This is a genomic window from Streptomyces sp. cf386, assembly GCF_900103585.1.
Taxonomy (GTDB): Bacteria; Actinomycetota; Actinomycetes; order Streptomycetales; family Streptomycetaceae; genus Streptomyces.
The window spans coordinates 362554-388003 of sequence record NZ_FNHV01000009.1; the positions used below are offsets into that span (position 1 = coordinate 362554).

Here is a 25450-nt window from a genome sequence, read left to right on the forward strand (position 1 = left end):
GAGACCGCACCGCAGATGACGGAACGACCCGCGCAGCGCACTCCCAACCGACAGCTCGCCGCGCTCATCGCAGAAGCGGGATTCTCCAACGCGGGTCTCGCCCGCCGAGTGGACCAGCTCGGCCTCGAACACGGGCTTGATCTCAGATACGACAAGACATCGGTCACCCGCTGGCTGCGCGGACAGCAGCCGCGCGGAACGACCCCGGCCCTCATCGCCGAGGTCTTCACCCGGCGCCTGGGGCGCCGGCTCACCGCCCAGGACCTCGGCCTCGACGCCTGCGCGCCGGTGTACGCGGGGCTGGAGTTCGCCGCGACCCCCGAGGAGGCCGTCGACATCATCAGCGGCCTGTGGCGCAAGGACTCCGGCAGCCATGCCGAGCTCCGCAAGATCGCCTTCACCCCGGCCGGCCTCGTCGTGCCCAGCCGGGACTGGCTGATCGGCCGCGCCGACGAGAGGGTCGCCCGCGGCGAGCCGCTCACCCGCATCCCGGCCCAGGGCCGCCCGACCGTGCCCCGTCAGCGCAGCCAGGCCGAACGCGGGCCCGGGCAGAAGGTCACCGGCGGCGACATCGCCGCGCTGCGCTCGGTCGGCGAGCTGTTCCGCTCCCTCGACGACAAGTACGGCGGCGGCCACGCCCGGCAGGCCCTCGTGCGCTACCTGGAGCACGAGTGCGAGCCGATGCTGCGCGGCACGTACGGCGAGCAGACCGGCCGCCAGCTGTTCGCCGCCGCCGCGGACCTGACCCGGCTCGCGGGCTGGACGTCGTACGACATCGCGGCGCACGGTCTCGCCCAGCGCTACTTCGTCCAGTCGCTGCGCCTCGCGCAGGCGGCCGGTGATCGGGCGTACGGCTCCTACGTCCTGGTCACCATGAGCCGCCAGGCCGTCTACCTCGGGCACGGCCGCGAGGCCGTCCAGCTCGCGCGGGTGGCCCAGCAGGGCGTGGGGACCAGCGCGCCGCCGGTTGTGCAGGCCCTGCTGCACGCGTGCGAGGCGCGCGGACACGGCGTACTGGGCGAGGTGCGCGCCTGTACGGCCTCCCTCGTGCGGGCCGAGCGCGCCCTCGAAGCGGCGCGCCCCGCCGACGATGTGCCGTACTGGGCACGGTTCTTCGACGAGGCGCAGCTCGCCGACGAGTTCGGGCACTGCCACCGGGATCTGCAGCAGTTTCGCGCGGCGGCTCAGCATGCGGAGCGGTCGTTGCAGCTGCGTGCGCCTGCGTATGCCCGCAGCCGGCTGTTCTGCCGCGTCGTCCTTGCCTCCGCGCGCCTGGGTCTTGGTGAGCTCGATCAGGCCTGTGCGCTCGGTGCCGAAGCCGCGGGTCAGGCTGCGGAGATGCGGTCGGTGCGGGCGATCGAGTACGTCAAGGACTTCGAGCGGAGGTTGGAGCCGTATCGGGATGCGGCGCCGGTGCGGGGTTATCGGGACAAGGTGGCGGCGTTGGGGTAGGTGGTCTCGTCGTAGCTCCGACCGGGGTGGGTCCTGCGCGGCTTGGTGGGGGCTTGTCGCGCAGTTCCCCGCGCCCCTTTCGGGGCGCGGCTGTCGGGGGCGTTCTCAAGCCGCCGTCCTCAACGGCTCCGCCCGGTGCAGTGAGCCCGCCGCCGTCAGGTCCGTCAGGATCGCCGACGCGGCGCGGTGGGCCGAGTGGAGGGCGCCCTGGACCGTGCTGGTGTCCCGGTGGTCGCCGCACACGTACAGGCCGGCCAGCAGGCGTACCGGGCGGCGCAGGTCGTGCGGTGGGCGCATCGCCGGGACGGCCTCGGGGGTGTGGTGCACGGCGAGCGTCTCCCAGCGCGTGGTGGAGGTGCCGTAGAGGCGGGACAGGTGCATCCGTACGGATGTGTCGATGTCGGGCGGAGGTGTGCCCAGGACCGTCGAGGAGATCAGGGCCCGGCCCGCGGGTGCGCGGCTCGGGTCGATCTGGCTGATCACCGCCGTGTGCGCGACCGGACCGCCCCGGTCGGCGTCGAGCAGGAGCGAGGCGCCGGTCGCGGGCGGTTCGTCGGTCGTGTGGTGGACGACCGTCACCGGGTGGAAGTCCGGTACGCGCAGGCCCGGCAGCAGCTCGGCGGCGGTCCGCGCGTCCGTCGCCAGCAACACGGCCCGGCACCGTATCTCGCCGTGCTCCGCCGTGGTCACCGAGGTCGTGGCGACCGACGTGACCCGCACGCCGGTGTGCACGGTGCCCGCCGGAAGGGCCCGCGCCAGCAGCTCCGGGAGCGCCTCGGCGCCGCCCTCGGGCACGCACAGTCGTCCGCTCGCGAAGGCGCGCAGCGCGAGGTCCGCGCACCGGCTGGACGTCGTCAGCTCCGGGTCGCACAGCAGCGCGGCGAGCAGCGGCCGCAGGAAGCCGTCGATCGTCCGCGCGGGGAGGCCCCGCTCGGCGAGGGCCTGCGCGGCCGCCGACTCGGGGCGGGCCAGCAGCCGTTCGACGGGCGCGGAGGCGAGGCGGGCGAGCGCGGCGCCGAGCCGGGCCTGGTCGACGGCGGTACCCAGCGGGGCGCTCGCGCGCACCCTCGGCAGGGTCGTCTGCCCCGGAACGCCCCGCACGGACGTCGACCGAGGGGCGCTCGCCAGGGCGCGCACCGCATGGAGTGCGCCCCTCGCGCGCCTCGTGCTCATCGAGCTCGGTACGGCGCCCGCGCGGTGTCGTCGTCCGTCGCTGTGCAGCAGTACACCGGGCGCGAAGGGGCGCAGTGCGAGTGCGTCGAGCCCTGGTGTCAGGCGAAGTTCGGGATACGAGGTCGACAGGAGCTGGCCGATCCGGTCGAGCCGGAACCCGTCGATCTTCTCGGTCGACATTCGGCCGCCCGCGTAGGGGGTGGCCTCCAGGACCGCGGTCGTTACTCCTGCGCTGGTCAGTCGATGCGCCGCGGAGAGTCCGGCGACCCCGGCTCCCACGATGACGACGTCCGCCTGGTACGCGGGCTCAAGCACGTGCCCCTCCTCGAGGTTGCGCGGCCGGTGGAGACGTCATGCCCCCAACGGGCTCTGGAGATACCCGAGTTCGGGACGAGGTTAGGGCCGTGATCGGTCGGGAACAGTCGCGCATCGACAGAGCACGGTCGCACAGCGGTCGCATACGGACACGGAGTGGAGCCTTCCTTTGCTCGGCCCCGGATTGCCCTTTACTCGGCCGCCGCCCGGATCGCCCCCTCGATCTCCGGGAACGCGAAGGTGAACCCGGACTCCAACAGCCTTGTGGGCAGCACCCGTTGGCTGCCGAGCACGTCCCCGGCCATCTCGCCGAGCACGGTCCGCAATACCGGCGCCGGAACCGCGAAGAGCGTCGGCCGGTGCAGCACCCGCCCCATCGCCGCGGTGATCTCACGGTTCGTCAGCGGATACGGGGCGGTCACATTGAACGGGCCCGACAGGTCGTCCCGGTCGATCAGATGCCGGATGGCGGCCACCTCGTCGTGCAGCGAGACGAAGGACCAGTACTGCCGCCCGTTCCCCATCCGCCCGCCGAGGCCCGCCTTGAACAGCGGGAACAGCCGCCCCCAGGCCCCGCCCTCGCGGGCCACCACCAGCCCCGTGCGAGTGAACACCGTCCGTACGCCCGCCTCCCGCGCGGGCGTCGCGGCGCCCTCCCAGTCGACCACCAGCGAGGGCAGGAAGCCCTCCCCGGGCGGGGCGCTCTCGTCGACGGCCCGCTCGCCGGTCTCGCCGTAGTAGCCGATCGCGCTGCCGTTGACGAAGACCCGCGGCCGTTCCGCGGGCCGCAGCGACGCCATGGCCTTTGCGAGCGCCGTCGTGCCCAGCACCCGGCCGCGCCGCAGCTTCGCCTTGTACGCCTCCGTCCAGCGGCGCGAACCCACGTTGGCCCCGGCCAGATTGACGACCGCGTCGCACCCGGCGAGCCCCGCCGCGTCCACGGACCCGGCCTCCGGATCCCACTGCACCTCGTCCTTGGACCCGGGCGCACGGCGCACCAGCCGCACCACCTCGTGCCCGTCGGCACGCAGGGACTTCACGAGGGCGCCGCCGATGAGGCCGGAGGATCCGGCGACGGCGATTCTTGAATGTTCCATAAACCTCATCCTGCCTCTGACCACATAAGACCCCGGTCGGGTTTCGGTGCCCGGGATTTAGGGTGGCGCCCATGCCGCAGCTCTACCAGTCGCCGTACATACGCATCGCCCTTCCGGACGACGAGGAGGAGCTGTCCGTCCTCGACCGCCGCACATGGTCGTACCTGCACGCGGTCGTGCCGCAGCCGCGGGCGCCCTACCCGCCGTTCTTCGACGAGCGCCACGCCCCCGACGACCATCTGGTCGCCGAGCTCGACCGCCGCATCGTCGGCTTCGTCCGTCTGGGCTTCCCCACTCCGCTCGCGTCCAGCGCGCATGTGCGGCAGATCCAGGGGCTCGCCGTCGCCGACGAGGTGCGCGGCCGGGGCATCGGGCGGGCCCTGATCCGCACGGCCGTCGAGGAGGCGCGACGCAGGGGCGCGCGGCGGATCACCCTGCGCGTCCTGGGCCACAACACGCCGGCGCGCAAGCTGTACGAGTCCGAGGGGTTCGTGGTGGAGGGCGTGCTGCCGGAGGAGTTCTTCCTGGGCGGTCAGTACGTGGACGACGTGATCATGGGACAGGGGCTCTGATCGCTCACCGCGGGGGGAGGGGGGGACGTCGGGACGCGGCGTCAGGACGAGACGAGATCCCCTGTGTCCACGGGCGCCGTCGCCTTGGCCGCGCGCTTCGCGTCGGCGGCGACCTCGGCGGCCGTCAGGACGTAGCCGGTCTCGTCGTCGGACGTGGAGCGGGCGAAGACGACACCGAACACCTTGCCGTCGGTGGTCAGCAGCGGACCGCCGGAGTTGCCGGGGCGGACGGTGGAGCGGATCGAGTAGATCTCGCGGGTGACGGTGTCGTCGTTGTAGATGTTCTGGCCGGTCGCGCGCACGCGGTTCGCGACCGTCGCCGCCTGGAGGTTCAGGTCGCCGTCCTCCGGGTAGCCCGCGACGACGGCCGAGTCGCCGCGGTCGGCGTCGTCGTCGAACCGCAGGACGGGGGCGCGCAGGTCGGGCACGTACAGCACGGCCACGTCCCGCTCCGGATCGAAGAGCACCACCCGTGACTCGTACGACCTCCCGACGCCTCCGATCCGGACGCCGGGCTCGTCGATGCCGGCCACCACGTGGGCGTTGGTCATCACGTGCTGCGGGGCGTAGACGAAGCCGCTTCCCTCGCGGCCCTGGGTGCCCGAGACGCCCTCGATCTTGACGGTGCTGCGCTTGGCGGCGTCCGTCGCGGCCGAGGTGACGCTGTCGCCGGTGGGCTTGGCGACCTCGGCCGTCGACTCGTTCTCGAACGGGTTGAAGACCTGCGGGAAGCCCGCCTCGGTGAGCGCGGAGGTGGCCCGGGAGAACCAGGCCGGGGTGGTGTCCGGCATCGCGTCCTGCACGGTGCCGAGCAGCCGGGAGTCCCGGATCGCCGAGGTGAGCAGCGGGGAGGAGGACGCGGCGAGGACGCTCGCCGCCACCCACGACACGATCAGTACGGCCACCGAGTTGGCCACCGCCCCGCCGACCCCGTCGGCCACCCTGAGCGGTCCTTGGTCCAGCTCCCGGCGCAGCCGCAGCGCCAGCCGCCCCGCCAGCTCGTGCACCACCACGGCCGGGACCAGCACCGTGAGCACCGCCGTGACCGTCGCCTGGGTCGTACCCGGTGTGACCAGGTCCATCATCCACGGCAGGATCCATACGCCGATCACCGCGCCGCCGACGAAGCCGGCCAGCGAGACGCAGCCGGCGACCAGTCCGCGCCGGTAGCCGGATGCCGCGTAGGCCAGGATGACCAGCAACAGCAGGATGTCGAGCAGGTCCACGGAGCCGCCTTTCTCTCGGACCCCTTAGTACGCGCGGGATGCGCCCGTTGATCAGCACACGCACGCGTGCCGCCCGGAACCGGCCACGCTGCGTGCACCTGGAGAAACGCCCCGGACCAGGACGATGGTTCCACCGGGTGGCACACCACACATCGCGGGCGGACGGGATCCGTCGGACAGTAAGACCATGCGTGCCTTCCGACGGGTCACCCGACGGGTCTTCAGGAGAACGCGGGGGAGACGAAGACCACGTGCCGTGCGAATGCCTTGGGCTGCGCGGATATGGGGGGTGACGGGGGCGGAGGGGTGTGCGCCGGGGGCGACCGGGGCGAGTGGTGGTGCGGCGGGGGTGGACGGGGCTGCGTGCTGGGTGAGCGGGAGGCGGGGGGAGGGAGCTGCGCGGCCATCGGGGGGTGAGGTCGAGGTTGAGGGGGTGTGGGGGGCCGCGATGAGGTCGGGCGCGGGGTGTCTGGGGGAGGCTGCGCTTGGGCAGGGCGTGGAGCAGGGTGAGGCTGCGTGTGGGGCGGGTGGGGTGCCAGACGGGCGTGGCGCGGGCGTGGAGCAGGGGGAGGAGACGGCGCTTGGGCGGGGCGCGGAGCAGGGTGAGGAGGCTGTGCGCGGGTCGGGCGCGGGGCGCGTAGAGGGGGCGGCGAGTGAGGAGGGGGCGGCGCGGGCGGCGAAGGGCTCGGAAGCGCTGCGGCCCTGGAGCGGGCAACCTCGAGCGCGGCTTCAACCCCCTGCCGATCAGCGTTTCCGAAAGCGGCCGCGGCCCTCCTCCGTCGGCGGGCATCGCAGAACCCGGCTGCAACCCGCCGCTCGGCACCCTCGTCCTGGGGCGCTGCCGTTGGCCGGCCGGCGCTTCCGATCGCGGCCTGAGACTCCCGTCGGCCAGCTCTTCCGGTCCCGGTTCCAGACTCCCGCCGGCCCTCGCTTTCGATCCGGGCCCGAGCCTCCCGTGGGCGGTCGCCTCCGAGCCTGGCCGCGGACCCTTACCGGCCACCGCCTCCGTTCACGCCTCCAGCCCTCCACAGGCCGCCCCATCCCCGCCGCCCTCCTCGTGCTCCTCGGCTGTCTCCCCGGTCTCGCAGCCCTCCTCGCGTTGGTGCTGTGTGCGAGCGGGGTGGAGCGTACGGTCGCTGCGGGCGGGCAGGGGGCGGTCGTGGTGCGGCAGGCCGCCTCGCATCAGGCGCCCCGGCCGGACATCGTGCCGAGGACGGCCTGGCTGGACGAGGACACCCGGCATGCGCAGCCGCCCCCGCGCTACGACGACGGCGTCGTCGCCGTCTTCGTCCATCACACCGACTCGCCCAACGGCTACGACTGCGCCGACGCGCCCCGCATCATCCGCTACCTCTATGCCGGCCAGACCGGCTCCCGGCACTGGGACGACATCGGCTACAACTTCCTCGTCGACCGCTGCGGCACGATCTACGAGGGCCGCGCGGGCGGCGTCGACCGTGCCGTCACCGGCGCCCACACCCAGGGCTTCAACCACCGCACCACCGGCATCGCCGCACTCGGCACCTTCACGGCCGGTGTCGCCGTGCCGAAGGCGATGACCGAGGCGATCGCCGCGCTGGCCGCGTGGAAGCTGGGGCTGTCCGACACGGACCCGCGCGCGAAGGTCCGCCTGACCTCCAGCAACAGCCTCAGCCGCTACGCCTCCGGCAGCACCGCCACGCTCCCCGCCCTCGCCGGCCACGACGACGGCTACATGACCAGCTGCCCGGGCGCCGCCCTCACCGCCCGCCTCCCCGAGATCAGACAACTGGCGGCACATCTCCAGGGCAGAAACACGGTGGTGGCGCAACGGCCATGAGCCCGGCCCCTCATCACCTACGCCCGAGATAAACCCCCAACGCCCGCTGCAACACCTTCCCCTGGCTCCCCACCGGCAGCTCCCACTCCCCGAGGTACTCCACCGCCCGGCCACCCGTGCCCGTCTTGAAGCGGAGTCGGCCGAGCAGGCGGTCCTCGGTGAGGGAGGGGGTGATGGAGCGCAGGTCGTAGGTCTCGGTGCCCGCCGCTCGGGCGTCGAGCAGCATGCGCCACAACAGTGCGCTGCTGGGACGCAGTTGGCGTCCCCGGCGGCCGGACGCGGCGTACGAGTGCCAGGCGCGGGAGCCGACGTTGATCATGAGGGCCGCGGAGAGCACCTCGCCGTCGTACTCGGCGAGATAGAGCCGCAGCCGGTCGTCGTCCTCGGCGTTCAGGGCCTGCCACATGCGTCCGAAGTAGTCCAGTGGGCGGGCCTTGAAGCCGTCGTGGGCGGCGGTCGCGGTGTACAGGCGGTGGAACTCGGGCAGGTCGGCGGCCGAGCCCCAGGAGACCCGGACGCCCGACGCCTCGGCCGTCCGCAGGGACTGCTCCCAGTGCGGGGCGAGGGCGCCGCGCAGATCGTCCACCGAGCGCCCCGCCAACGGGATCTCACAGCCGTACCGCGGCTGGCCGAGGCCGAAACCGCTCCCGTCGTCCTCCGCGCACCGCCGCCACCCGAGCCGGCGCAGCCGTTCCGCGACGTCGAGCGCGTAGCCGTCGATGCCGGCCGTCGGCAGATCGTGGAGGTGGCGTACGTCGGGGTCGGCGATGCCCGCGGCCACGGTGTCGGCGTCCCAGTGCCGTACGACGAGGGGCGGCCCGATCCGGACCGCGAACGCGCCGATCCGCTTCAGGTGGGCGACGAGCGGGTCCAGCCACCGCTCCAGACGCGGAGCGCGCCAGTCGATCGCGGGTCCGTCGGGGAGGTAGGCGAGATAGCGCCGGGTCCCGGGGAGCGGCCGGTACAGCACCAGCGCCGTCGCGATCATCTCCTCGCCGTCGAACCAGCCGACGCTCTCCGGCAGCCAGCCGGGCTTCACGTCGCCCCACTCGGGGATCTGGAGATGGCTCGCGTCGGGATTCCGCCGCAGATCGGCGAGGTGTTCCGCGCGCGGTATCTCCCGCACGAACAGGCTGGTCATGGGCAGGGTGCTCCTGGTCGGGGCGGCCACCGTAATCCGGGGATCACCGGATCGGTCAAGAGTTCACGGGTGAACGGAGGCCGACGGACACCAGAACTCCGCGCGTGCGCGCCCGCCCTCACAGGTTTCTCGTAGCCGACTCAAGGATCGCGCCGAGGCGGCCTTCCTATCGTCATGCACACGCACTGACCGGAGGTGGGGATCATGAGCAGCAGTGGTGACAACAACAGCGGCAGGGGCACCAGCAGCGCGCGCGTCTGGACGGTGGTCTGCGCGGTCGCGACCGTCGTCCTGGGCCCGGCCGCCGTCACGGCGTCCGCGCTCGACCAGGCCAACCAGGCGCCGATGTACCACGCGGTGAAGGCCGAGCAGACCCAGGCGTACATCCCGTCGGAATCGACCCGCAGGCGTGCCGCCGTGGCCTGAGGAGCAGCCCTTCAGGTCGGGGAGTCAGTCCTTGAACCGCTCCCACAGCCTGGGCAACCGCTCCGCCAGCGCCCGCTCGTTCTCGAAGTCGACCGGCGTGCCCACCGGTTCCGGGGGCGCGGGCTCGATGCCGAGGTCGGGGGCGACGGTGCCGGTGAGCTGTTCGTAGGCCTCGTCGGCCGCGTAGCCGAGTTCCTCGGCGTCGCCGTCGAACTCCTCGTCGAAGTCGTCCAGCAGGTCGGCCAGCGAGTCGGGGTCGTGCACAGCGCCCTCGTACACCTCGCGGCCCTGGCCGATCAGCCAGCACCGGAAGAAGTCGAACGCGTCGTCACTGGCCCCGTCCAGCAGGACCCAGGCGGCGGCCCAGAGGTCCCAGGTGTACGCGCGGTTGTAGCGGGCCTCGAAGTGACGGGCGAAGTCCAGGATCATCTCCGGGTCCAGCGCCAGGAGCCGGTCCACCAGCAGGTCGGCCTGCTCCTCGGGGTCGCCCTCGGCGGCCTCCCTGGTTCCGTCGATCAGCTCCCAGAACTCCGTCTCGTCCATCACGGGTCCAGCATCGGCCCTGGGCGGGTGGGGCGCACGTGGAGTGGGGCGGATTGTTATACCGGATTGTCATGGCCGCACGGATACCGGATGGGCATGGCCGCACGGCCCGTGTGCGGCCCCGCATGGCGGGCATACGGCTCGGCCCACGCCGTATGCCTGCGCGTCACGTGCGATACAGCTCGGCCAGCCGTATCGCATCGCTCGCGAAACGCGCCCTCAGCGCCTCCGGCGCCAGCACCTCGACCTCGGGCCCGAGCATCGCCAGCTGGGAGTGGGCGACCTCCTCCGACTCCACCGGCAGGGTCAGCGTCACCCACCCGTCCCCGTCCGGCGCACCGGCCGCCTCCAGCGCCTCCCGCGCGGACTGCGGATCGAGGGCGTACGGCAATCTGCGCGCACCGCCCGGCGACACCCGCACCACGACCTCGCCCCGCAGGATGGACCGCGCGAACTGCTCCGCCCGCTCGTCCCAGAAACCCGGCAGATCGAACTCCTCGTCCCGCTCGAACCGCTCGTCACCGGCGTCCACGGCGGTGAACCGGTCGATCCGGTACACCCGGTACGAGCCGTGCCCGGCCACGCGGGCGCACACGTACCAGACCCCCGCCTTCAGCACGAGCCCGTACGGCTCCAGCTCCCGCTGGACCTCGCCCTCCCCGCGCCGGTACCGGGCCACGATCCGCCGGTCGTCCCACACCGCTTCCGCGACGGTCGGCAGCAGCTCGGGGGTCTTCGGTTCCTTGAACCAGTTCGGGGCGTCCAGATGGAACCGCTGGGCGGCCGTACGGGACGCGTCGCGCAGGGAGGGCATGAGGGCCGCCGACACCTTCAGCCGGGCGGCGGAGGCGGCGTCCTCCAGCCCCATCTCCCGCAGCGCACCCGGAACACCGCTGAGGAACAACGCCTCGGCCTCACTCCGCCCGAGCCCCGTGAGTCTGGTCCGATACCCCCCGATGAGCCGGTACCCGCCGGCCCGCCCCCGATCCGCGTACACCGGCACCCCGGCCTCCGACAGCGCCTGCGCGTCCCGCGTCACCGTCCGCTCGGACACCTCCAGCTCGCGCGCGAGTTCGGCGGCGGTCATGGAGGGCTGGGACTGGAGCAACAGCACCATCTTGATCAGCCGGGCAGCACGCATACGGCCATCATGCCGGGGCCCACTGACAACGCCATCGACAACGATGAAGGGGTACGGCGGTCGCCGTACCCCTTCACCGAGCGTTCACCGAGCGTCGGCTGTTACAGCCCGTACTTCTCCCGGGCTTCCTTCACCGCCGTCGCCTTGACCTCGCCCCGCCTCGCGAGCTGGGCCAGGGCCGCGACGACGATCGACTCGGCGTCGACCCCGAAGTGGCGGCGGGCCGCCTCGCGGGTGTCGGAGAGGCCGAAGCCGTCGGCGCCGAGGGAGGAGTAGTCCTGCTCGACCCACTGCGCGATCTGGTCGGGAACCTGGCGCATGTAGTCGGAGACCGCCAGCACCGGGCCCTCGGCACCCTGGAGCGCCTGACGGACGTACGGCACCCGCTCCTCGCCCCGCAGCAGCGCGGCGTCCGCCTCCAGGGCGTCCCGGCGCAGCTCCGTCCAGGACGTCGCCGACCAGACGTCGGCCGCCACGCCCCACTCCTCGGCGAGCAGCTTCTGCGCCTGAAGAGCCCAGTGGATCGCCGTGCCGGAGCTCAGCAGCTGGATGCGCGGGGCGTTCGCCGCCGGGGACAGGTCCGCCGACTCCGCCGTGTTGAAGCGGTACAGGCCCTTGACGATGCCCTCGTCGATACCGAGGCCGGCCGGCTTCGCGGGCTGCGGCATCGGCTCGTTGTAGACGGTGAGGTAGTAGAAGACGTTCGGGTCCTCACCCGGCGCCGCCTCGCCGTACATACGGCGCAGGCCGTCGCGCACGATCGTCGCGACCTCGTAGGCGAACGCCGGGTCGTACGTCAGCGCCGCCGGGTTCGTCGCCGCGATCACCGGCGAGTGACCGTCCGCGTGCTGCAGGCCCTCGCCCGTCAGCGTCGTACGGCCGGCCGTCGCGCCCACGAGGAAGCCGCGGCCGAGCTGGTCGCCGAGCTGCCACATCTGGTCGGCCGTGCGCTGCCAGCCGAACATCGAGTAGAAGATGTAGAACGGGATCATCGCTTCGCCGTGCGTGGAGTACGCGGTGGACGCGGCGATGAAGTCGGCCATCGAACCGGCCTCGGTGATCCCCTCGTTGAGGATCTGGCCGTTCTTGGCCTCCTTGTAGTACATGAGCTGGTCGCGGTCGACGGGCTCGTACGTCTGGCCCTTGGGGGAGTAGATCCCGAGGGACGGGAACAGCGACTCCATACCGAAGGTGCGCGCCTCGTCCGGCACGATCGGCACCCAGCGCTTGCCCGTCTCCTTGTCGCGGACCAGGTCCTTGATGAGGCGGACGAAGGCCATGGTGGTGGCCACGTTCTGCGTGCCGGAGCCCTTGTCGAAGGAGGCGAAGGCCTTCTCGGCGGGGGCGGGCAGCGGGGCGAGCGCGTGCGTACGGCGGGCCGGGGCCGGGCCGCCGAGGGCCGCGCGGCGCTCCTGGAGGTAGCGGACCTCGGGGGAGTCGGCGCCGGGGTGGCCGTAGGGGACGACCCCGTCGACGAACTGGCTGTCCGAGATCGGCAGCTCCAGCAGGTCGCGCATGTTCTTGAACTCGTCCACCGAGAGCTTCTTCATCTGGTGGTTGGCGTTCTTGGACGCGAAGCCCTCGCCGAGCGTGAAGCCCTTGACCGTCTGGGCCAGGATGACCGTCGGAGCGCCCTTGAACTCCAGGGCCGCCTTGTAGGCCGCGAACACCTTGCGGGCCTCGTGGCCACCGCGCGACAGGTGGAAGCACTCCAGGATCTTGTCGTCGCTCAGCAGCTTCGCCATCTCGACGAGCGCCGGGTCCTTGCCGAAGAAGTCCTGGCGGATGTAGGCGGCGTCGCGGGTCTGGTACGTCTGCACCTGCGCGTCGGGTACCTCGCGCAGGCGGCGTACGAGCGCGCCGGTGGTGTCGAGCTGGAACAGCTCGTCCCAGGCCGTACCCCACAGCGTCTTGACGACGTTCCAGCCGGCGCCGCGGAACTGGGCCTCCAGCTCCTGCACGATCTTGAAGTTGGCGCGGACCGGGCCGTCGAGGCGCTGCAGGTTGCAGTTGATGACGAAGGTCAGGTTGTCCAGGCCCTCGCGGGAGGCCAGGGCGAGGGCCGCCGTGGACTCCGGCTCGTCCATCTCGCCGTCGCCGAGGAAGGCCCACACGTGGGACGCGGAGACGTCCTTGATGCCGCGGTTGGTGAGATAGCGGTTGAAGCGGGCCTGGTAGATGGCCGACAGCGGGCCGAGGCCCATCGACACCGTCGGGAACTCCCACAGCCAGGGCAGACGGCGCGGGTGCGGGTACGACGGGAGGCCGTTGCCGCCGGATTCCTGGCGGAAGTTGTCGAGGTGCTGCTCGTTCAGCCGGCCGTCGAGGAAGGCGCGGGCGTAGATGCCGGGGGAGGCGTGGCCCTGGATGTAGAGCTGGTCGCCGGAGCCGTCCCGCTCCTTGCCCTGGAAGAAGTGGTTGAAGCCGGTCTCGTAGAGCCAGGCCGCGGAGGCGAAGGTGGCGATGTGGCCGCCGACGCCGTATTTGCTGCCCCGGCTCACCATCGCGGCCGCGTTCCAGCGGTTCCACGCGGTGATACGGGCTTCCATCGCCTCGTCACCGGGCACGGACGGCTCGGCGGCGGTCGGGATGGTGTTGACGTAGTCGGTCTCGAGGAGCTTGGGCAGCGCGATGCCGGTGCCCTCGGCTCGCTCCAGCGTGCGTCGCATCAGGTATGCGGCGCGGTGCGGACCGGCCGCCTTGGCGACCGCGTCCAGTGAGGCCTGCCATTCGGCGGTCTCCTCCGGATCCCGGTCGGGGAGCTGGTCGAGCGCGCTCGGCTGGATGGCGTTGGGGTCGGTCATGTCGCCGCCTTCCTCAGTCGAAGGGGGTTCCCTCATCGGTAAGGGTTCGGGGGTGCCCTTGGTCTTTGGCAGGACAGGGCGGAGACCTCGGTGGAGGTCCGTCGGCGACAATAACTCGCTGATCGATGATCGATCAAAGGGTTGAGGACGAAAACCTCTTGATCACGAGAAAGTAGGCACGCGGTGCCTTTCGGGCAGGCACCGGGTGCCGCGTTTTCGAGCGGTTTTCGCAGGTGGGGATACGTATGAGCGGGGTGGCGCTCAGGGCGTGCGCGGTCGCGCTCAGGGCTCGTGCCGGGGGGCGCAGCCGAGCACGTGGGCCTTGACGATCTCGGCGATCCGCGGGTCCCGGCGCTGGAACGCGGCCACCAGCTCCTGGTGCTCCTCGGCGTACGACTGCTGCACGGTCCCCAGCCAACGGATGGACAGGGCCGTGAACACCTCGATGCCCAGGCCCTCCCAGGTGTGCAGCAGCACGGAGTTGCCCGCCGCGCGGACCATCTCGCGGTGGAAGGCGACCGTGTGCCGTACCTGGGCCGTGCCGTCGGACGAGCGGTCGGCCTCGTACAGGGCCGCGACGTGGGGCTCCAGGGCCGAGCAGTCCTCCGCGAGGCGGTCGGCCGCGAGTTCCGCCGCGATGGCCTCCAGGCCGGCTCGGACCGGGTAGCTCTCCTCCAGGTCGGCGGCCGTCAGACTCCGTACCCGTACGCCCTTGTTGGGCGCCGACTCGATCAGCCGCAGCGACTCAAGCTCGCGCAGGGCCTCGCGTACGGGGGTCTGGCTGACCTCCAGCTCCGTCGCGATCCGCCGCTCTACGATTCGCTCGCCCGGCTGCCAGCGACCGCTGATGATCCCCTCCAGGATGTGCTCGCGGATCTGTTCGCGCAGCGAGTGGATGACGGGGGCGGTCATGAGGGCTCCTTAGGGCGCGTTGACGTTTAGACAATACGGCCGTTGCGCTCCGTGGGGGTGGCGCTTGAGGGCGCTTTAGTGCAGGTGAGACGAGACTTACACGCCGTGGGTGGAGCGGGGCGCCCAGGGGCTCGGTTCGGATTGTCGTCGTGCGGCTGCGCGTCGTGTGTGGCTGGTCGCGCAGTTCCCCGCGCCCCTGAGGGGGTTGCAGGCGGCCCCTGCTGCATAAGCGACGCCCCGTCCGGAGAAGCTCCGGACGGGGCGCCGTACTACCCGACAGGGGAGATCAGAGGCCGAGCTCGACCTCGAACTCGCCCGCCTCCAGGATCGCCTTGACCGCCGTCAGGTAACGGGCCGCGTCGGCGCCGTCGACCAGGCGGTGGTCGTAGGAGAGGGTCAGGTACGTCATGTCGCGGACGCCGATGACCGTGCCCTCCTCCGTCTCGATGACGGCCGGGCGCTTGACCGTGGCGCCGATGCCGAGGATCGCGACCTGGCCCGGCGGCACGATGATCGTGTCGAAGAGCGCGCCGCGCGAACCGGTGTTGGAGATGGTGAAGGTCGCGCCGGACAGCTCGTCGGGCGTGATCTTGTTGGCGCGGACCTTGCCCGCCAGGTCGGCCGTGGCCTTGGCGATGCCGGCGATGTTGAGGTCGCCCGCGTGCTTGATGACCGGGGTCATCAGGCCCTTCTCCGAGTCCACCGCGATACCGATGTTCTCGGTGTCGAAGTAGGTGATCGTGCCCTCGGCCTCGTTGATCTTGGCGTTGATGGGCGCGTGCGCCTTCAGCGCCTGGGCCGCGGCCTTGACGAAGAACGGCATCGGGGAGAGCTTGACGCCCTCGCGAGCCGCGAAGGAGTCCTTCGCCCGGGCGCGCAGCTTCATCAGACGCGTGACGTCGACCTCGACGACCGACGACAGCTGCGCCTGCTCGTGCAGCGCCTTGACCATGTTGTCGCCGATGACCTTGCGGATGCGCGGCATCTTGACGGTCTGGCCGCGGAGGGGGGAGACCTCCAGGGACGGCGCCTTCTTGGCAGCGGCGGCAGCCGGCGCGGCAGCGGCCGGAGCCGGAGCAGCGGCGGCGGCCTTCGCGGCCTCGGCGGCGGCGATGACGTCCTGCTTGCGGATACGGCCGCCGACGCCGGTGCCCTTGACGGTGGCCAGGTCGACGCCGTTCTCGGCGGCGAGCTTGCGCACCAGCGGGGTGACGTAGGCGCCCTCGTCGGTCGCGCCGACGGCGGCCGGAGCGGCCGGAGCCGGGGTGACCGGGGCCGGAGCCGGAGCCGGAGCCGCCGGGGCGACCGGAGCCGGGGCGGCAGCGGCGGGCGCGGCCGGCGCGGCGGGGGCGGGAGCCGGAGCGGCCGGAGCCGCGGGGGCAGCCGGAGCCGGGGCAGCGGCGGCGGGGGCCGGAGCAGCCGGGGCCGGGGCGGCCGCCGGAGCGGCACCCGCGACGCCGATGACGGCCAGCTTGGCGCCGACCTCGGCCGTCTCGTCCTCGCCGACCACGATCTCCAGCAGCGTGCCGGAGGCGGGCGCGGGGATCTCGGTGTCGACCTTGTCCGTCGACACCTCCAGCAGCGGCTCGTCGGCCTCGACGCTGTCACCGACCGACTTCAGCCAGCGGGTGACGGTGCCCTCGGTGACGGACTCGCCGAGGGCGGGCAGGACCACGTCCGTGCCCTCGGCGGCACCGGCCGGAGCGGCGGCGGGGGCCTCGGCGGCGGGCGCCGGGGCGGCGGGGGCCTCGGCCACGGGGGCCGGAGCGGGCTCGGCGGCCGGGGCCGGAGCCTCGGCGGCGGCGGGCGCCGGGGCAGCCGCGGGGGCACCGGTCCCGTCGTCGATCACGGCCAGCTCGGCGCCGACCTCGACCGTCTCGTCCTCGGCGACCTTGATGGAGGCCAGGACGCCGGCGGCGGGGGAGGGGATCTCGGTGTCGACCTTGTCGGTGGAGACCTCGAGCAGCGGCTCGTCGGCCTCGACGCGCTCACCCTCGGCCTTCAGCCAGCGGGTGACAGTGCCCTCGGTGACGCTCTCGCCGAGCGCCGGAAGGGTTACGGAAACCGCCATGGTTTCGGTTGCTCCTTACGAATTGCGGAAGTCTGAAGTCGTCGCTTCGTCGACCGAGGGTCAGTCGTGCGAGTGGAGCGGCTTGCCCGCCAGGGCCAGGTGGGCCTCGCCGAGCGCCTCGTTCTGCGTCGGGTGGGCGTGGATGAGCTGGGCGACCTCGGCCGGCAGGGCCTCCCAGTTGTAGATCAGCTGGGCCTCGCCGACCTGCTCGCCCATGCGGTCGCCGACCATGTGGACGCCGACCACGGCACCGTCCTTGACCTGGACGAGCTTGATCTCGCCCGCGGTGTTCAGGATCTTGCTCTTGCCGTTGCCCGCGAGGTTGTACTTCAGAGCGACGACCTTGTCCGCGCCGTAGATCTCCTTGGCCTTGGCCTCGGTGATACCGACGGAGGCGACCTCGGGGTGGCAGTACGTCACCCGCGGGACACCGTCGTAGTCGATCGGAACGGTCTTCAGACCGGCCAGACGCTCCGCAACCAGGATGCCCTCGGCGAAGCCGACGTGCGCGAGCTGGAGGGTCGGGACGAGGTCACCGACGGCGGAGATGGTCGGCACGTTGGTGCGCATGTACTCGTCGACCAGGACGTAGCCGCGGTCCATGGCGACGCCCTGCTCCTCGTAGCCGAGACCGGCGGAGACCGGGCCGCGGCCGACGGCGACCAGCAGGACCTCGGCCTCGAACTCCTTGCCGTCGGCGAGGGTGACCTTGACGCCGTCGGCGGTGTACTCGGCCTTGGAGAAGAAGGTGCCCAGGTTGAACTTGATGCCGCGCTTGCGGAACGCGCGCTCAAGAAGCTTGGAGGAGTTCTCGTCCTCGACCGGGACGAGGTGCTTCAGGCCCTCGATGACGGTGACGTCGGAGCCGAAGGACTTCCACGCCGAGGCGAACTCGACGCCGATGACGCCGCCGCCCAGGATGATCGCGGACTTGGGCACGCGGTCCAGGACGAGGGCGTGGTCCGAGGAGATGATCCGGTTGCCGTCGATCTCCAGGCCCGGCAGCGACTTCGGCACGGAGCCGGTCGCGAGGAGCACGTGGCGGCCCTGGATGCGCCGGCCGTTCACGTCGACCGAGGTCGGGGAGGACAGGCGGCCCTCACCCTCGATGTACGTCACCTTGCGGGAGGCGACGAGACCCTGCAGGCCCTTGTACAGGCCGGAGATCACGCCGTCCTTGTACTTGTGGACCCCGGCGATGTCGATGCCCTCGAAGGTGGCCTTCACGCCGAACTGCTCGCTCTCGCGAGCCTGGTCGGCGATCTCGCCCGCGTGCAGCAGGGCCTTGGTGGGGATGCAACCCCGGTGCAGGCAGGTGCCGCCGACCTTGTCCTTCTCGATCAGGGCGACGTCCAGGCCCAGCTGCGCCCCGCGCAGGGCCGCGGCGTAACCGCCACTACCACCGCCGAGGATCACTAGGTCGAAAACGGTGCTGGCGTCGTTCGCCACGTCACGTCCTCCATGCATGTGCGCCGTGCGCCGGTCGTCGATGACCGACAGGCGGCTGGTGTCCGGCCGCTCTTTCTTCGGCCCTGTGGTGGGGCCCTGTCCTGCCGAGCCCCATCTTCGCACTTGTCCACACCGAACGAGACGCCGGGCCGGTGTGTGAGACGTCCCACGTTCAGTTGAGCGGACGGACGAGGGGCATGAACGAGCGCATGAAATAAGGGGGCTCCGCCCTACCCGCGCGCGGAGCCCCCTGTTGTTCAGAGTTTGTTCAGAGCAAGCTCACCCGAGGTCGCCGGCCGCCGTGAGTTCAGCGAGCCGGACCAGCGTCCGCACCGCGCTCCCCGTGCCACCCTTCGGCGTGTATCCGAAGGGCCCGCCCTCGTTGTACGCGGGACCGGCAATGTCCAGGTGTGCCCAGGTGACGCCCTCGCCCACGAACTCGCGCAGGAAGAGACCGGCGACCAGCCCGCCGCCCATCCGCTCACCCATGTTGGCGATGTCGGCGGTGGGCGAGTCCATCCCCTTGCGCAGGTGCTCCGGCAGCGGCATCGGCCAGGACGCCTCCCCGACCTCCTCGGCCGCCTCCACGATCGCGGAGCGGAACGCGTCGTCGTTGGCCATCACACCGAAGGTGCGGTTGCCCAGCGCCAGCACCATCGCGCCGGTGAGCGTCGCGACGTCGACGATCGCGTCCGGCGTCTCCTGTGACGCCGCCCACAGCGCGTCGGCCAGCACCAGCCGGCCCTCGGCGTCGGTGTTGAGCACCTCGACGGTCTTGCCGCTGTACATGCGCAGCACGTCACCGGGGCGGGTGGCGGTGCCCGACGGCATGTTCTCGGCGAGCGCCAGCCAGCCGGTGACGTTCACCCGCAGCCCGAGCCGCGCGGCGGCGACCACGGCGGCGAACACGGCGGCGGCACCGCTCATGTCGCACTTCATCGTCTCGTTGTGCCCGGCCGGCTTCAGCGAGATGCCGCCCGAGTCGTAGGTGATGCCCTTGCCGACGAAGGCGAGGTGCTTGTCCGCCTTGGAGGTCGTGTACGACAGCTTCACCAGCCGCGGGCCCGCCGCCGACCCGGAGCCGACGCCCAGGATGCCGCCGTAGCCGCCCTTGGTCAGTGCCTTCTCGTCGAGCACCTGCACCTTGATGCCGTGCTCCTTGGCCGCCGCCGTGGCGACCGCCGCGAACGACTCCGGGTTGAGGTCGTTCGGCGGCATGTTGATCAGGTCGCGGGCGCGGTTGAGCTCCTCGGAGACTGCGATGGCGCGCTCGATCGCCGCCTTGTGCTCCTTGTCGCGCGGCTTCCCGCCGAGCAGCGCGGCCTCGGCGAGCGGGGCCTTGCCGTTCTTCTTGGCCTTCTCGTCCTTGCCGTTCGCCTTGTACACGTCGAAGGCGTACGCCCCGAGCAGCACGCCCTCGGCGACGGCGCCGACGTCACCGGCGTCGCCCAGCGGCAGCGCGAAAGCGGCCTTCTTGGAGCCGGCGAGGGCGCGGGCGGCAGCGCCGGCGGCCCTGCGCAGCGCCTCCCCCTCGTACGCCCCGTCCTTGGAGTCCTCGGGCTCCGCTCCCAGGCCCACCGCCACCACGAGCGGGGCCTTGAAACCGGCGGGCGCGGGGAGCTTCGTCACCTCGCCCTCGGATCCGGAGGCACCGAGGGTCTCCAGGACGCCGGCGAGCTTGCCGTCGTACGCCTTGTCCACGGCCTCGGCGCCCGGTGCGACGACCAGGTTCCCGGACCTGGATGCCGTGCCCTTGGCGACACCGATCACGATCGCGTCGGCCCGCAGGCCGGGCGCCGCGGCGGTGCTGAGAGTGAGAGCAGTCACGGTGGTGAATTCTCGCTTCCGATGTGAAGTTGCATGGCCGAATGGTGTGGGTCGACCGGGCCCGACGGCCGACCCTAGTTCCGACCTACGGGTGCGGTATCAGCGGGGCCTTCCCCGGTGCGGCGAACACTCGGGATGAGCCTACGCTCGTGTGAGCGTTCGCTCATTCCTACGGGCGTTCACCTGTCGGTGGCGTCGTGGTCATTTCTTGATCCTCGGCCTCGGTGAGCTGAGTCACACTCGTCTGGTTCCGGTGAGCGATCGGCTTGCCGCTTTGCATGATTTCCACGGATCCTCCGCCGATTTGTCACACGTGGTCGCAAGGGGATCTTCTGGGGGGAGAGGGACGATCAATGGCGCAGAGCGCGCGCAGATGGAGAAACCGCAGAAACGGCGTGGCCGCCTTGACGGCCGCGAGTCTGCTGACCCTGGGCCTGGCGGCGGCCCCGAGTGCCGTGGCCGCCGAGGTGCCGCGCATCGATCTCAAGGTGCTGGTCGTGGACAACGGCGACAGTCCCGTCGGGGCCATCACCGCCCAGCTGAAGAGCACCGGCATCCCGTACACCACCGTCGACCTGAACGACGCGAACCGCCCGACCATCACGGAGGCGTTCCTCAGCGACACGGTGAACGGCAGGCCGCGGGCCAAGTACCAGGGCGTCGTGCTGCCCAACGAGGCCCCCTTCGGCGCGGGTTCGGCGGAACAGACCGCGCTGGAGAGCTACGAGCGGACCTACGGCATTCCGCAGGTCGACGCCTACACCTGGGCCCACCCGGGCGTCGGACTCGACTACACCAGCTCGGGCGGCTGGGCCGGCACTCTCGACGGGCGTGAGGCGTCCGTCACCGCCGAGGGCAGGGCGGGGTACTTCGGCTATCTCGACGGCGCCTTCACCTTCGAGGACAACGACGCCTCCGTACAGGAGAGTTACGGCTACGTCGCCCGGCCCCGCGCGGGCTTCACCAGCTATGTCGACCTTCCCGTGCCCGCCGGCTCCGGGCGCGGCAGCCTGATCGGCGAGTACAACCACGACGGGCGCCGCGAACTGGTGGTGACCTTCGCGTACAACCAGTACCAGCAGCAGTTCCGGGTACTCGCCCGTGGCGTCGTCGAATGGCTGACGCAGGGCGTGCATGTGGGGCAGGCACGCAACTATTTCGCGGTGCATGTCGACGACGTCTTCGCGCCCGACAGCCGCTGGGACACCGAGCGCAACTGCACCCCCGGTGACTTCGACTGCGTGGGCGGTGACGGCGAGGGGACCACACCGATCCGGATGACCGCCGAGGACGCGGTGTACGCCGCCCAGTGGCAGCGCGAGCACGGGTTCAAGCTGGACATGGTCTACAACGCCGGCTCCGGCGAGGAGTGGAAGAGCGAGAACGGCGGCACCGACGCCCTCACCGACCGACTGCTCGCGGACAAGGCGCAGTACCGCTGGGTCAACCACACCTACACGCACCCCTTCCTCGGCTGTGTGCAGGACACCTCGACCGTGCCGTGGAGCTGCGCCAAGAACGCCGCCGGCTCGACGCAGTACATGAGCCGCTCGGACATCTCGGCGCAGATCCGCGACAACTACAACTGGGGCCTCACCAAGGGCCTCCCGCTCGACCGCACGGAGCTCGTGACCGGTGAGCACTCGGGTCTGAGGACCCTGCCCCAGCAGCCCGCCGACAACCCCAACCTGGCCGGCGCCCTCGCCGACAACGGCGTCACCTGGATCGCCGCGGACAACTCCCGTGAGCCCGACCAGCGTTCGGCCGGCGCCGCGCTGACCGTGCCCCGGTACCCGATGAACGTGTACTACAACACGGGTACCGAGGAGGAGATGGCCGACGAGTACAACTGGATCTACACCTCCGCGGCCGACGGCGGCAGCGGCATCTGCGAGACCAACCCCGCCTCCACCTGCCTCGACGACCCGCTGGACCTCGCCACCGGCTACGACTCCCACATCGTCCCGCAGGAGGCCCGCACCGCCCTCGGGCACGCGATCGGCAACGACCCGCGCCCGCACTACGCGCACCAGTCCAACCTGGCCGAGGACCGGACGCTGTACCCGGTCCTGGACAAGGTGCTCGCCGACTACCAGGCGCTCTTCGCCGACAACACCCCGGTGGAGAACCTCGCGCAGAGTGCCATCGGCACCGAGCTGAAGCGCCGCGCCGCCTGGCAGACCGCTCTCGCACGCGGCTCCGTCACGGCGTACCGCGTCGGTGGCACGGTCACCGTCAACGCCCCGTCCGGGACGCAGATCCCGGTGACCGCACCTGAAGGGACCACCAAGCAACTCCTCATCGGCACCACCGCGTTCGGGACGCCGTACGCGGGAGAGCGCTCGGCCTGGACCACGCCGGGACTGCTGCAGACCGCTCTCAAGCTGAATCTGCCGTCGTAGCGCAGCGCAAGTCACCAGCGCACCCCGGCGCCTGACCGACCATCTGCCGGGGTGCGCTCCGAGACGCCGCACCGTCTTTGTTCCACAGGGGGGAACTCGCATGATGCGCACGGGCCGTCATGTCACCATGCTCACCGAAGGCACCTATCCGCACGTCCACGGCGGGGTCAGCACCTGGTGCGACCAGCTCGTCAAGGGCATGCCGGAGGTCGACTTCCACATCGTGTCGCTCACCGGAACCGGCCGCGAACCCGTGACCTGGGAGCTGCCGCCGAACGTCTACCGGCACACCTCGGTACCCACCTGGGGCCCGCGTCCGGGGCGCAAACGAGCGCCGTACGGCCGGGCCCGCCGTCGTTTCACCGACTCCTACGAGCGTTTCCTGCTCTCCTTCCTGGACCCCGAGGCGCACTGCGACTTCGGCGACGCCCTGGACGAACTGGCCGAACTCGCCCGCGACGGACGCCTGTCGGCGGCCCTGCGCACGGAATCCGCGCTGCGGTCGCTGATGTGGATATGGACGATGCCGCATCTGCCGACGGCGGCCGCCCGCCCCACCGTGCACGACGCCCTGACCGCCACCGACCTGCTGGAACACGCCCTGCGCCCCCTCGGGATCCGCATCCCCGAGGACTCCGTCGCCCACGCCGTCAGCAGCGGCCTCGCGACCCTCCCGGCCCTCGCCGCCCGCAGGCTGGACGGCGTGCCCTTCCTCCTCACCGAGCACGGCATCTATCTGCGCGAGCGCTACCTCGGCTACCGCAGCGACGCCCAGCGCTGGCCCGTGAAGGCGTTCATGCTCGGCTTCTACCGTGAACTGAACTCCCACGGCTACCGCACGGCCGACCTGGTCACCCCCTGCAACCAGTACAACCGCCGCTGGGAGGAGCGCGGCGGCGCCGACGCCGACAAGATCCGCACGGTCTACAACGGCGTCGACCCGCACGCCTTCCCGCACGCCGGACCCGAGCCCGAGATCCCCACCCTCACCTGGTGCGGGCGCGTCGACCCCATCAAGGACCTGGAGACCCTGCTGCGGGCCTACGCCATGGTCCGCGCCGAACTCCCGGAAACCCGCCTGCGGTTGTTCGGCCCCGTCCCGCCCGGCGGCGAGGCCTACCGCACCAAGCTGGAGAAGCTCGCCGCCGAACTCGGCGTGACCGACGGCCTGACCTTCGAGGGCCGCATCAGCGAGGTCTGGCGCGCCTACGCGGCCGGGCACCTGGTGATGCTGTCGTCCATCTCCGAGGGCTTCCCGTTCTCCATCATCGAGGCCATGTCCTGCGGCCGCACGACGGTCTCGACGGACGTCGGCGGAGTGCGCGAGGCCGTCGGCGACACGGGACTCGTCGTCCCGCCGCGCGAGCCGGAGAAGATGGCCGCCGCCGCCCTCACCCTGCTCCGTGACGACGAACGGCGTCAGGAATTGGGCGAGTTGTCCCGCCAGCGGGTGATCGACCGGTTCACGCTGCGCCGTTCCGTGGACAATTTCCGGACGATTTACCAGGAGCTCGCGGGCAGCACCGAGGTGTACGAGCCCACGCTCGAAACGGTCACCGACTGGACCCTCGAACTGCGCGACCCCTGGTACGAGAAGGTCGCCACGGACGGGACCGGCTGGTGAGCGGAAGCATCTGGATGCCGCCCGGCTCCCGCCCCGACACCCTGCCCGCCATCCCGCGCCAGCGCATCAAGCCCAGCTGGGCTCAGCCCGACCCCCTCGACGAACTCGCCGAACGCCTCGACGACTTCATAGCCGCCGCCGTCCACCCCGACGAGATCGCCGCGCTCCTGGAGTCCGACGGACTGTCGGACGACCAGATACGCGAGCGCTACGGCGTCAAGAACTCCTTCGCGCTCGCCGAGGAGCTGTACGAGCGGGTCGAGCGCCGCTACCCCGAACCGGACGGCCCGGTCCACGACCCCTGGCAGGTGGGCCTGCTCGGCTGCCTCCTCAGGGGCGTCGTCTTCGCCCTCCCCGGCCTCGGCTACGTCCTCGGCGGCCCCCTCCTCGCCGGCCCGCACGACGACTTCGGCCTCCCCGCGGGCACGGTCCCGCTGCTGGCCGGCGCCCTGGTCGGCTGGACCTGGAACCAGGGCCTCGCGCACCGGGCGTACTCCTGGCTCGGGCTGGGCGACCGGGATGCGGCGCGCCGGTCGCTGCTGCTCGGCGCGCCGGCGGGCGCGTTGCTCGGCTCCCTGGTCGCGTTGGCCGTCGCGGGCGCCGCCCAGCCGGTCGCCGTCGCCTTCGCAGCCGGGCAGTCCGTCTACCTGGGCGCGGCCACCGCCCTCCTGGTGATGAGCCGCGAACGGGCCCTGCTGGCCGCGTTGTTGCCGATGGCGGCGGGAGGGGTGCTGGCGCTGGTCCATCCGGTGCCGGACGCGGCGAGACTGATCCTGTTGCTGGGTTCGCTGACGGTGGTGGCGCTTCTCGGCCTACGTGAGGTCGCGCCCCTGAAGGGGCGCGGGACTGTACTGAATGTGGGCCCCCGTCTCTCCGCATCCCTCCCGTACGCCCTGTTCGGCCTGGCCACCGGCGTCCTCGTCCTCTACACGGCCCTGGGCGACTTCCTCACCGGCGAGCAGCGCAGCGCCATCGCCGCCCCGGCCGCAGTGGCCCTCACCCTCAGCATGGGCCCCGCCGAATGGCTGCTGTACCGCTTCCGCAGCGGCAGCCTGGCGGGCCTGCGCTCCAGCAGCACACCGAGGGCGTTCTGGCGGACCACGGTGCTCACCGTCCTGAAGTGCCTCTCCGGCTACCTGCTCGCCCTCCTCGTGCTCAGCCTCGCCACCTCGGCCCTGTGGCCGCACGCCCCCGGCATCGCAGGCGTCCGCCTCGCCGGACTGCTCCTGCTGGGCGTGGTCCTGTGGACGGGCCTGCTGCTCCAGTCCTTCGGCGCGGTGCTCAGCGCGGCGGCGATCTGCTGTGCGGCGGCGCTCGCCCAGTCGGTGGCCCTGGTGACGCACGCGGGCAGCCCGCACTGGATCGGCCTGATCGTCCACGGGACGGCGGCGGTGGCCCAGGCCACCCTCGTCTGCGCCCTGTTGGGGAGAGTGACCGCCCACCGATGAATGACCGC

At 71.6% G+C, this 25450-nt stretch carries 18 protein-coding genes; 7 read left to right on the forward strand and 11 right to left on the reverse strand.

What is annotated here, in order from left to right:
- The first annotated feature begins 15 nt into the window (after positions 1 to 15).
- Positions 16 to 1452, forward strand: coding sequence for an NsdA family TPR-like regulatory protein (locus BLU79_RS24795; protein ID WP_093908071.1), 1437 nt, complete (start codon positions 16 to 18; stop codon positions 1450 to 1452).
- A gap of 105 nt (positions 1453 to 1557) precedes the next feature.
- Here the strand turns inward: BLU79_RS24795 and BLU79_RS24800 are convergent, their stop codons facing one another.
- Positions 1558 to 2940, reverse strand: a complete 1383-nt coding sequence (locus tag BLU79_RS24800; RefSeq protein WP_093908072.1) for an NAD(P)/FAD-dependent oxidoreductase — start codon at positions 2938 to 2940, stop codon at positions 1558 to 1560.
- Between the two features lie 191 nt (positions 2941 to 3131).
- Positions 3132 to 4037 carry a TIGR01777 family oxidoreductase gene (locus BLU79_RS24805; RefSeq protein WP_093908073.1) on the reverse strand — a complete coding sequence of 302 codons (906 nt, stop codon included), beginning with the start codon at positions 4035 to 4037 and terminating at the stop codon, positions 3132 to 3134.
- A 71-nt stretch (positions 4038 to 4108) separates the two neighbouring features.
- Here BLU79_RS24805 and BLU79_RS24810 point away from each other — a divergent pair, with 71 nt between their 5' ends.
- On the forward strand, positions 4109 to 4609 hold the full coding sequence (locus BLU79_RS24810; protein WP_093908074.1) for a GNAT family N-acetyltransferase: 501 nt from the start codon (positions 4109 to 4111) through the stop codon (positions 4607 to 4609).
- A gap of 41 nt (positions 4610 to 4650) precedes the next feature.
- Here BLU79_RS24810 and BLU79_RS24815 read toward each other — a convergent pair whose 3' ends face one another.
- The gene (locus BLU79_RS24815) at positions 4651 to 5835 is read right to left on the reverse strand and encodes a MarP family serine protease (protein ID WP_093908075.1); all 1185 of its coding nucleotides are present in this window, start codon (positions 5833 to 5835) and stop codon (positions 4651 to 4653) included.
- Between the two features lie 1057 nt (positions 5836 to 6892).
- On the opposite strand from BLU79_RS24815, the gene BLU79_RS24820 reads away from it, so the two are divergent.
- Positions 6893 to 7654: a peptidoglycan recognition protein family protein gene (locus BLU79_RS24820; RefSeq protein ID WP_177001169.1), complete on the forward strand. Its 762-nt coding sequence runs from the start codon at positions 6893 to 6895 to the stop codon at positions 7652 to 7654.
- 13 nt (positions 7655 to 7667) lie between these two features.
- Here BLU79_RS24820 and BLU79_RS24825 read toward each other — a convergent pair whose 3' ends face one another.
- Entirely contained in the window at positions 7668 to 8795 is a 1128-nt protein-coding gene (locus BLU79_RS24825) for a lipid II:glycine glycyltransferase FemX (protein ID WP_093908076.1), read from the reverse strand.
- A gap of 204 nt (positions 8796 to 8999) precedes the next feature.
- On the opposite strand from BLU79_RS24825, the gene BLU79_RS24830 reads away from it, so the two are divergent.
- Entirely contained in the window at positions 9000 to 9221 is a 222-nt protein-coding gene (locus BLU79_RS24830) for a hypothetical protein (RefSeq protein ID WP_093908077.1), read from the forward strand.
- A 24-nt stretch (positions 9222 to 9245) separates the two neighbouring features.
- Here the strand turns inward: BLU79_RS24830 and BLU79_RS24835 are convergent, their stop codons facing one another.
- The 7 genes from BLU79_RS24835 to BLU79_RS24865 all read right to left on the reverse strand — a co-directional run bounded on the left by BLU79_RS24835 (position 9246) and on the right by BLU79_RS24865 (position 19968).
- On the reverse strand, positions 9246 to 9764 hold the full coding sequence (locus tag BLU79_RS24835; RefSeq protein ID WP_093908078.1) for a DUF4240 domain-containing protein: 519 nt from the start codon (positions 9762 to 9764) through the stop codon (positions 9246 to 9248).
- Between the two features lie 166 nt (positions 9765 to 9930).
- Positions 9931 to 10905, reverse strand: a complete 975-nt coding sequence (locus BLU79_RS24840; protein ID WP_093908079.1) for a helix-turn-helix transcriptional regulator — start codon at positions 10903 to 10905, stop codon at positions 9931 to 9933.
- 101 nt (positions 10906 to 11006) lie between these two features.
- Positions 11007 to 13709, reverse strand: coding sequence for a pyruvate dehydrogenase (acetyl-transferring), homodimeric type (gene aceE / locus BLU79_RS24845; RefSeq protein WP_093908080.1), 2703 nt, complete (start codon positions 13707 to 13709; stop codon positions 11007 to 11009).
- A 282-nt stretch (positions 13710 to 13991) separates the two neighbouring features.
- A complete protein-coding gene (locus BLU79_RS24850; RefSeq protein ID WP_093908081.1) occupies positions 13992 to 14621 on the reverse strand; it encodes a GntR family transcriptional regulator in 630 nt (209 codons plus the stop codon).
- A gap of 286 nt (positions 14622 to 14907) precedes the next feature.
- Positions 14908 to 16692, reverse strand: a complete 1785-nt coding sequence (gene sucB, locus BLU79_RS24855) for a 2-oxoglutarate dehydrogenase, E2 component, dihydrolipoamide succinyltransferase (RefSeq protein ID WP_093908082.1) — start codon at positions 16690 to 16692, stop codon at positions 14908 to 14910.
- 60 nt (positions 16693 to 16752) lie between these two features.
- Entirely contained in the window at positions 16753 to 18141 is a 1389-nt protein-coding gene (lpdA, locus tag BLU79_RS24860) for a dihydrolipoyl dehydrogenase (RefSeq protein ID WP_093908083.1), read from the reverse strand.
- 279 nt (positions 18142 to 18420) lie between these two features.
- Positions 18421 to 19968: a leucyl aminopeptidase gene (locus tag BLU79_RS24865; RefSeq protein WP_093908084.1), complete on the reverse strand. Its 1548-nt coding sequence runs from the start codon at positions 19966 to 19968 to the stop codon at positions 18421 to 18423.
- A gap of 353 nt (positions 19969 to 20321) precedes the next feature.
- Here BLU79_RS24865 and BLU79_RS24870 point away from each other — a divergent pair, with 353 nt between their 5' ends.
- The 3 genes from BLU79_RS24870 to BLU79_RS24880 all read left to right on the forward strand — a co-directional run bounded on the left by BLU79_RS24870 (position 20322) and on the right by BLU79_RS24880 (position 25442).
- Positions 20322 to 22370, forward strand: coding sequence for a hypothetical protein (locus tag BLU79_RS24870; protein ID WP_177001162.1), 2049 nt, complete (start codon positions 20322 to 20324; stop codon positions 22368 to 22370).
- Positions 22371 to 22470: 100 nt separating this feature from the next.
- Positions 22471 to 23994: a GT4 family glycosyltransferase PelF gene (pelF, locus tag BLU79_RS24875; protein ID WP_093908085.1), complete on the forward strand. Its 1524-nt coding sequence runs from the start codon at positions 22471 to 22473 to the stop codon at positions 23992 to 23994.
- On the forward strand, positions 23991 to 25442 hold the full coding sequence (locus BLU79_RS24880) for a hypothetical protein (RefSeq protein ID WP_093908086.1): 1452 nt from the start codon (positions 23991 to 23993) through the stop codon (positions 25440 to 25442). Before pelF ends, BLU79_RS24880 begins: the two co-directional genes overlap by 4 nt.
- Positions 25443 to 25450 lie beyond the last annotated feature (8 nt).

Bases quoted from the DNA above. Each gene is read 5' to 3' on its own strand.
- BLU79_RS24795 (WP_093908071.1), top strand. From the start codon at position 16: ATGACGGAACGACCCGCGCAGCGCACTCCCAACCGACAGCTCGCCGCG.
- BLU79_RS24805 (WP_093908073.1), bottom strand. From the start codon at position 4,037: ATGGAACATTCAAGAATCGCCGTCGCCGGATCCTCCGGCCTCATCGGC.
- BLU79_RS24810 (WP_093908074.1), top strand. From the start codon at position 4,109: ATGCCGCAGCTCTACCAGTCGCCGTACATACGCATCGCCCTTCCGGAC.
- BLU79_RS24825 (WP_093908076.1), bottom strand. From the start codon at position 8,795: ATGACCAGCCTGTTCGTGCGGGAGATACCGCGCGCGGAACACCTCGCC.
- BLU79_RS24830 (WP_093908077.1), top strand. From the start codon at position 9,000: ATGAGCAGCAGTGGTGACAACAACAGCGGCAGGGGCACCAGCAGCGCG.
- BLU79_RS24835 (WP_093908078.1), bottom strand. From the start codon at position 9,764: ATGGACGAGACGGAGTTCTGGGAGCTGATCGACGGAACCAGGGAGGCC.
- BLU79_RS24840 (WP_093908079.1), bottom strand. From the start codon at position 10,905: ATGCGTGCTGCCCGGCTGATCAAGATGGTGCTGTTGCTCCAGTCCCAG.
- aceE (WP_093908080.1), bottom strand. From the start codon at position 13,709: ATGACCGACCCCAACGCCATCCAGCCGAGCGCGCTCGACCAGCTCCCC.
- BLU79_RS24850 (WP_093908081.1), bottom strand. From the start codon at position 14,621: ATGACCGCCCCCGTCATCCACTCGCTGCGCGAACAGATCCGCGAGCAC.
- sucB (WP_093908082.1), bottom strand. From the start codon at position 16,692: ATGGCGGTTTCCGTAACCCTTCCGGCGCTCGGCGAGAGCGTCACCGAG.
- BLU79_RS24870 (WP_177001162.1), top strand. From the start codon at position 20,322: ATGGCGCAGAGCGCGCGCAGATGGAGAAACCGCAGAAACGGCGTGGCC.
- pelF (WP_093908085.1), top strand. From the start codon at position 22,471: ATGATGCGCACGGGCCGTCATGTCACCATGCTCACCGAAGGCACCTAT.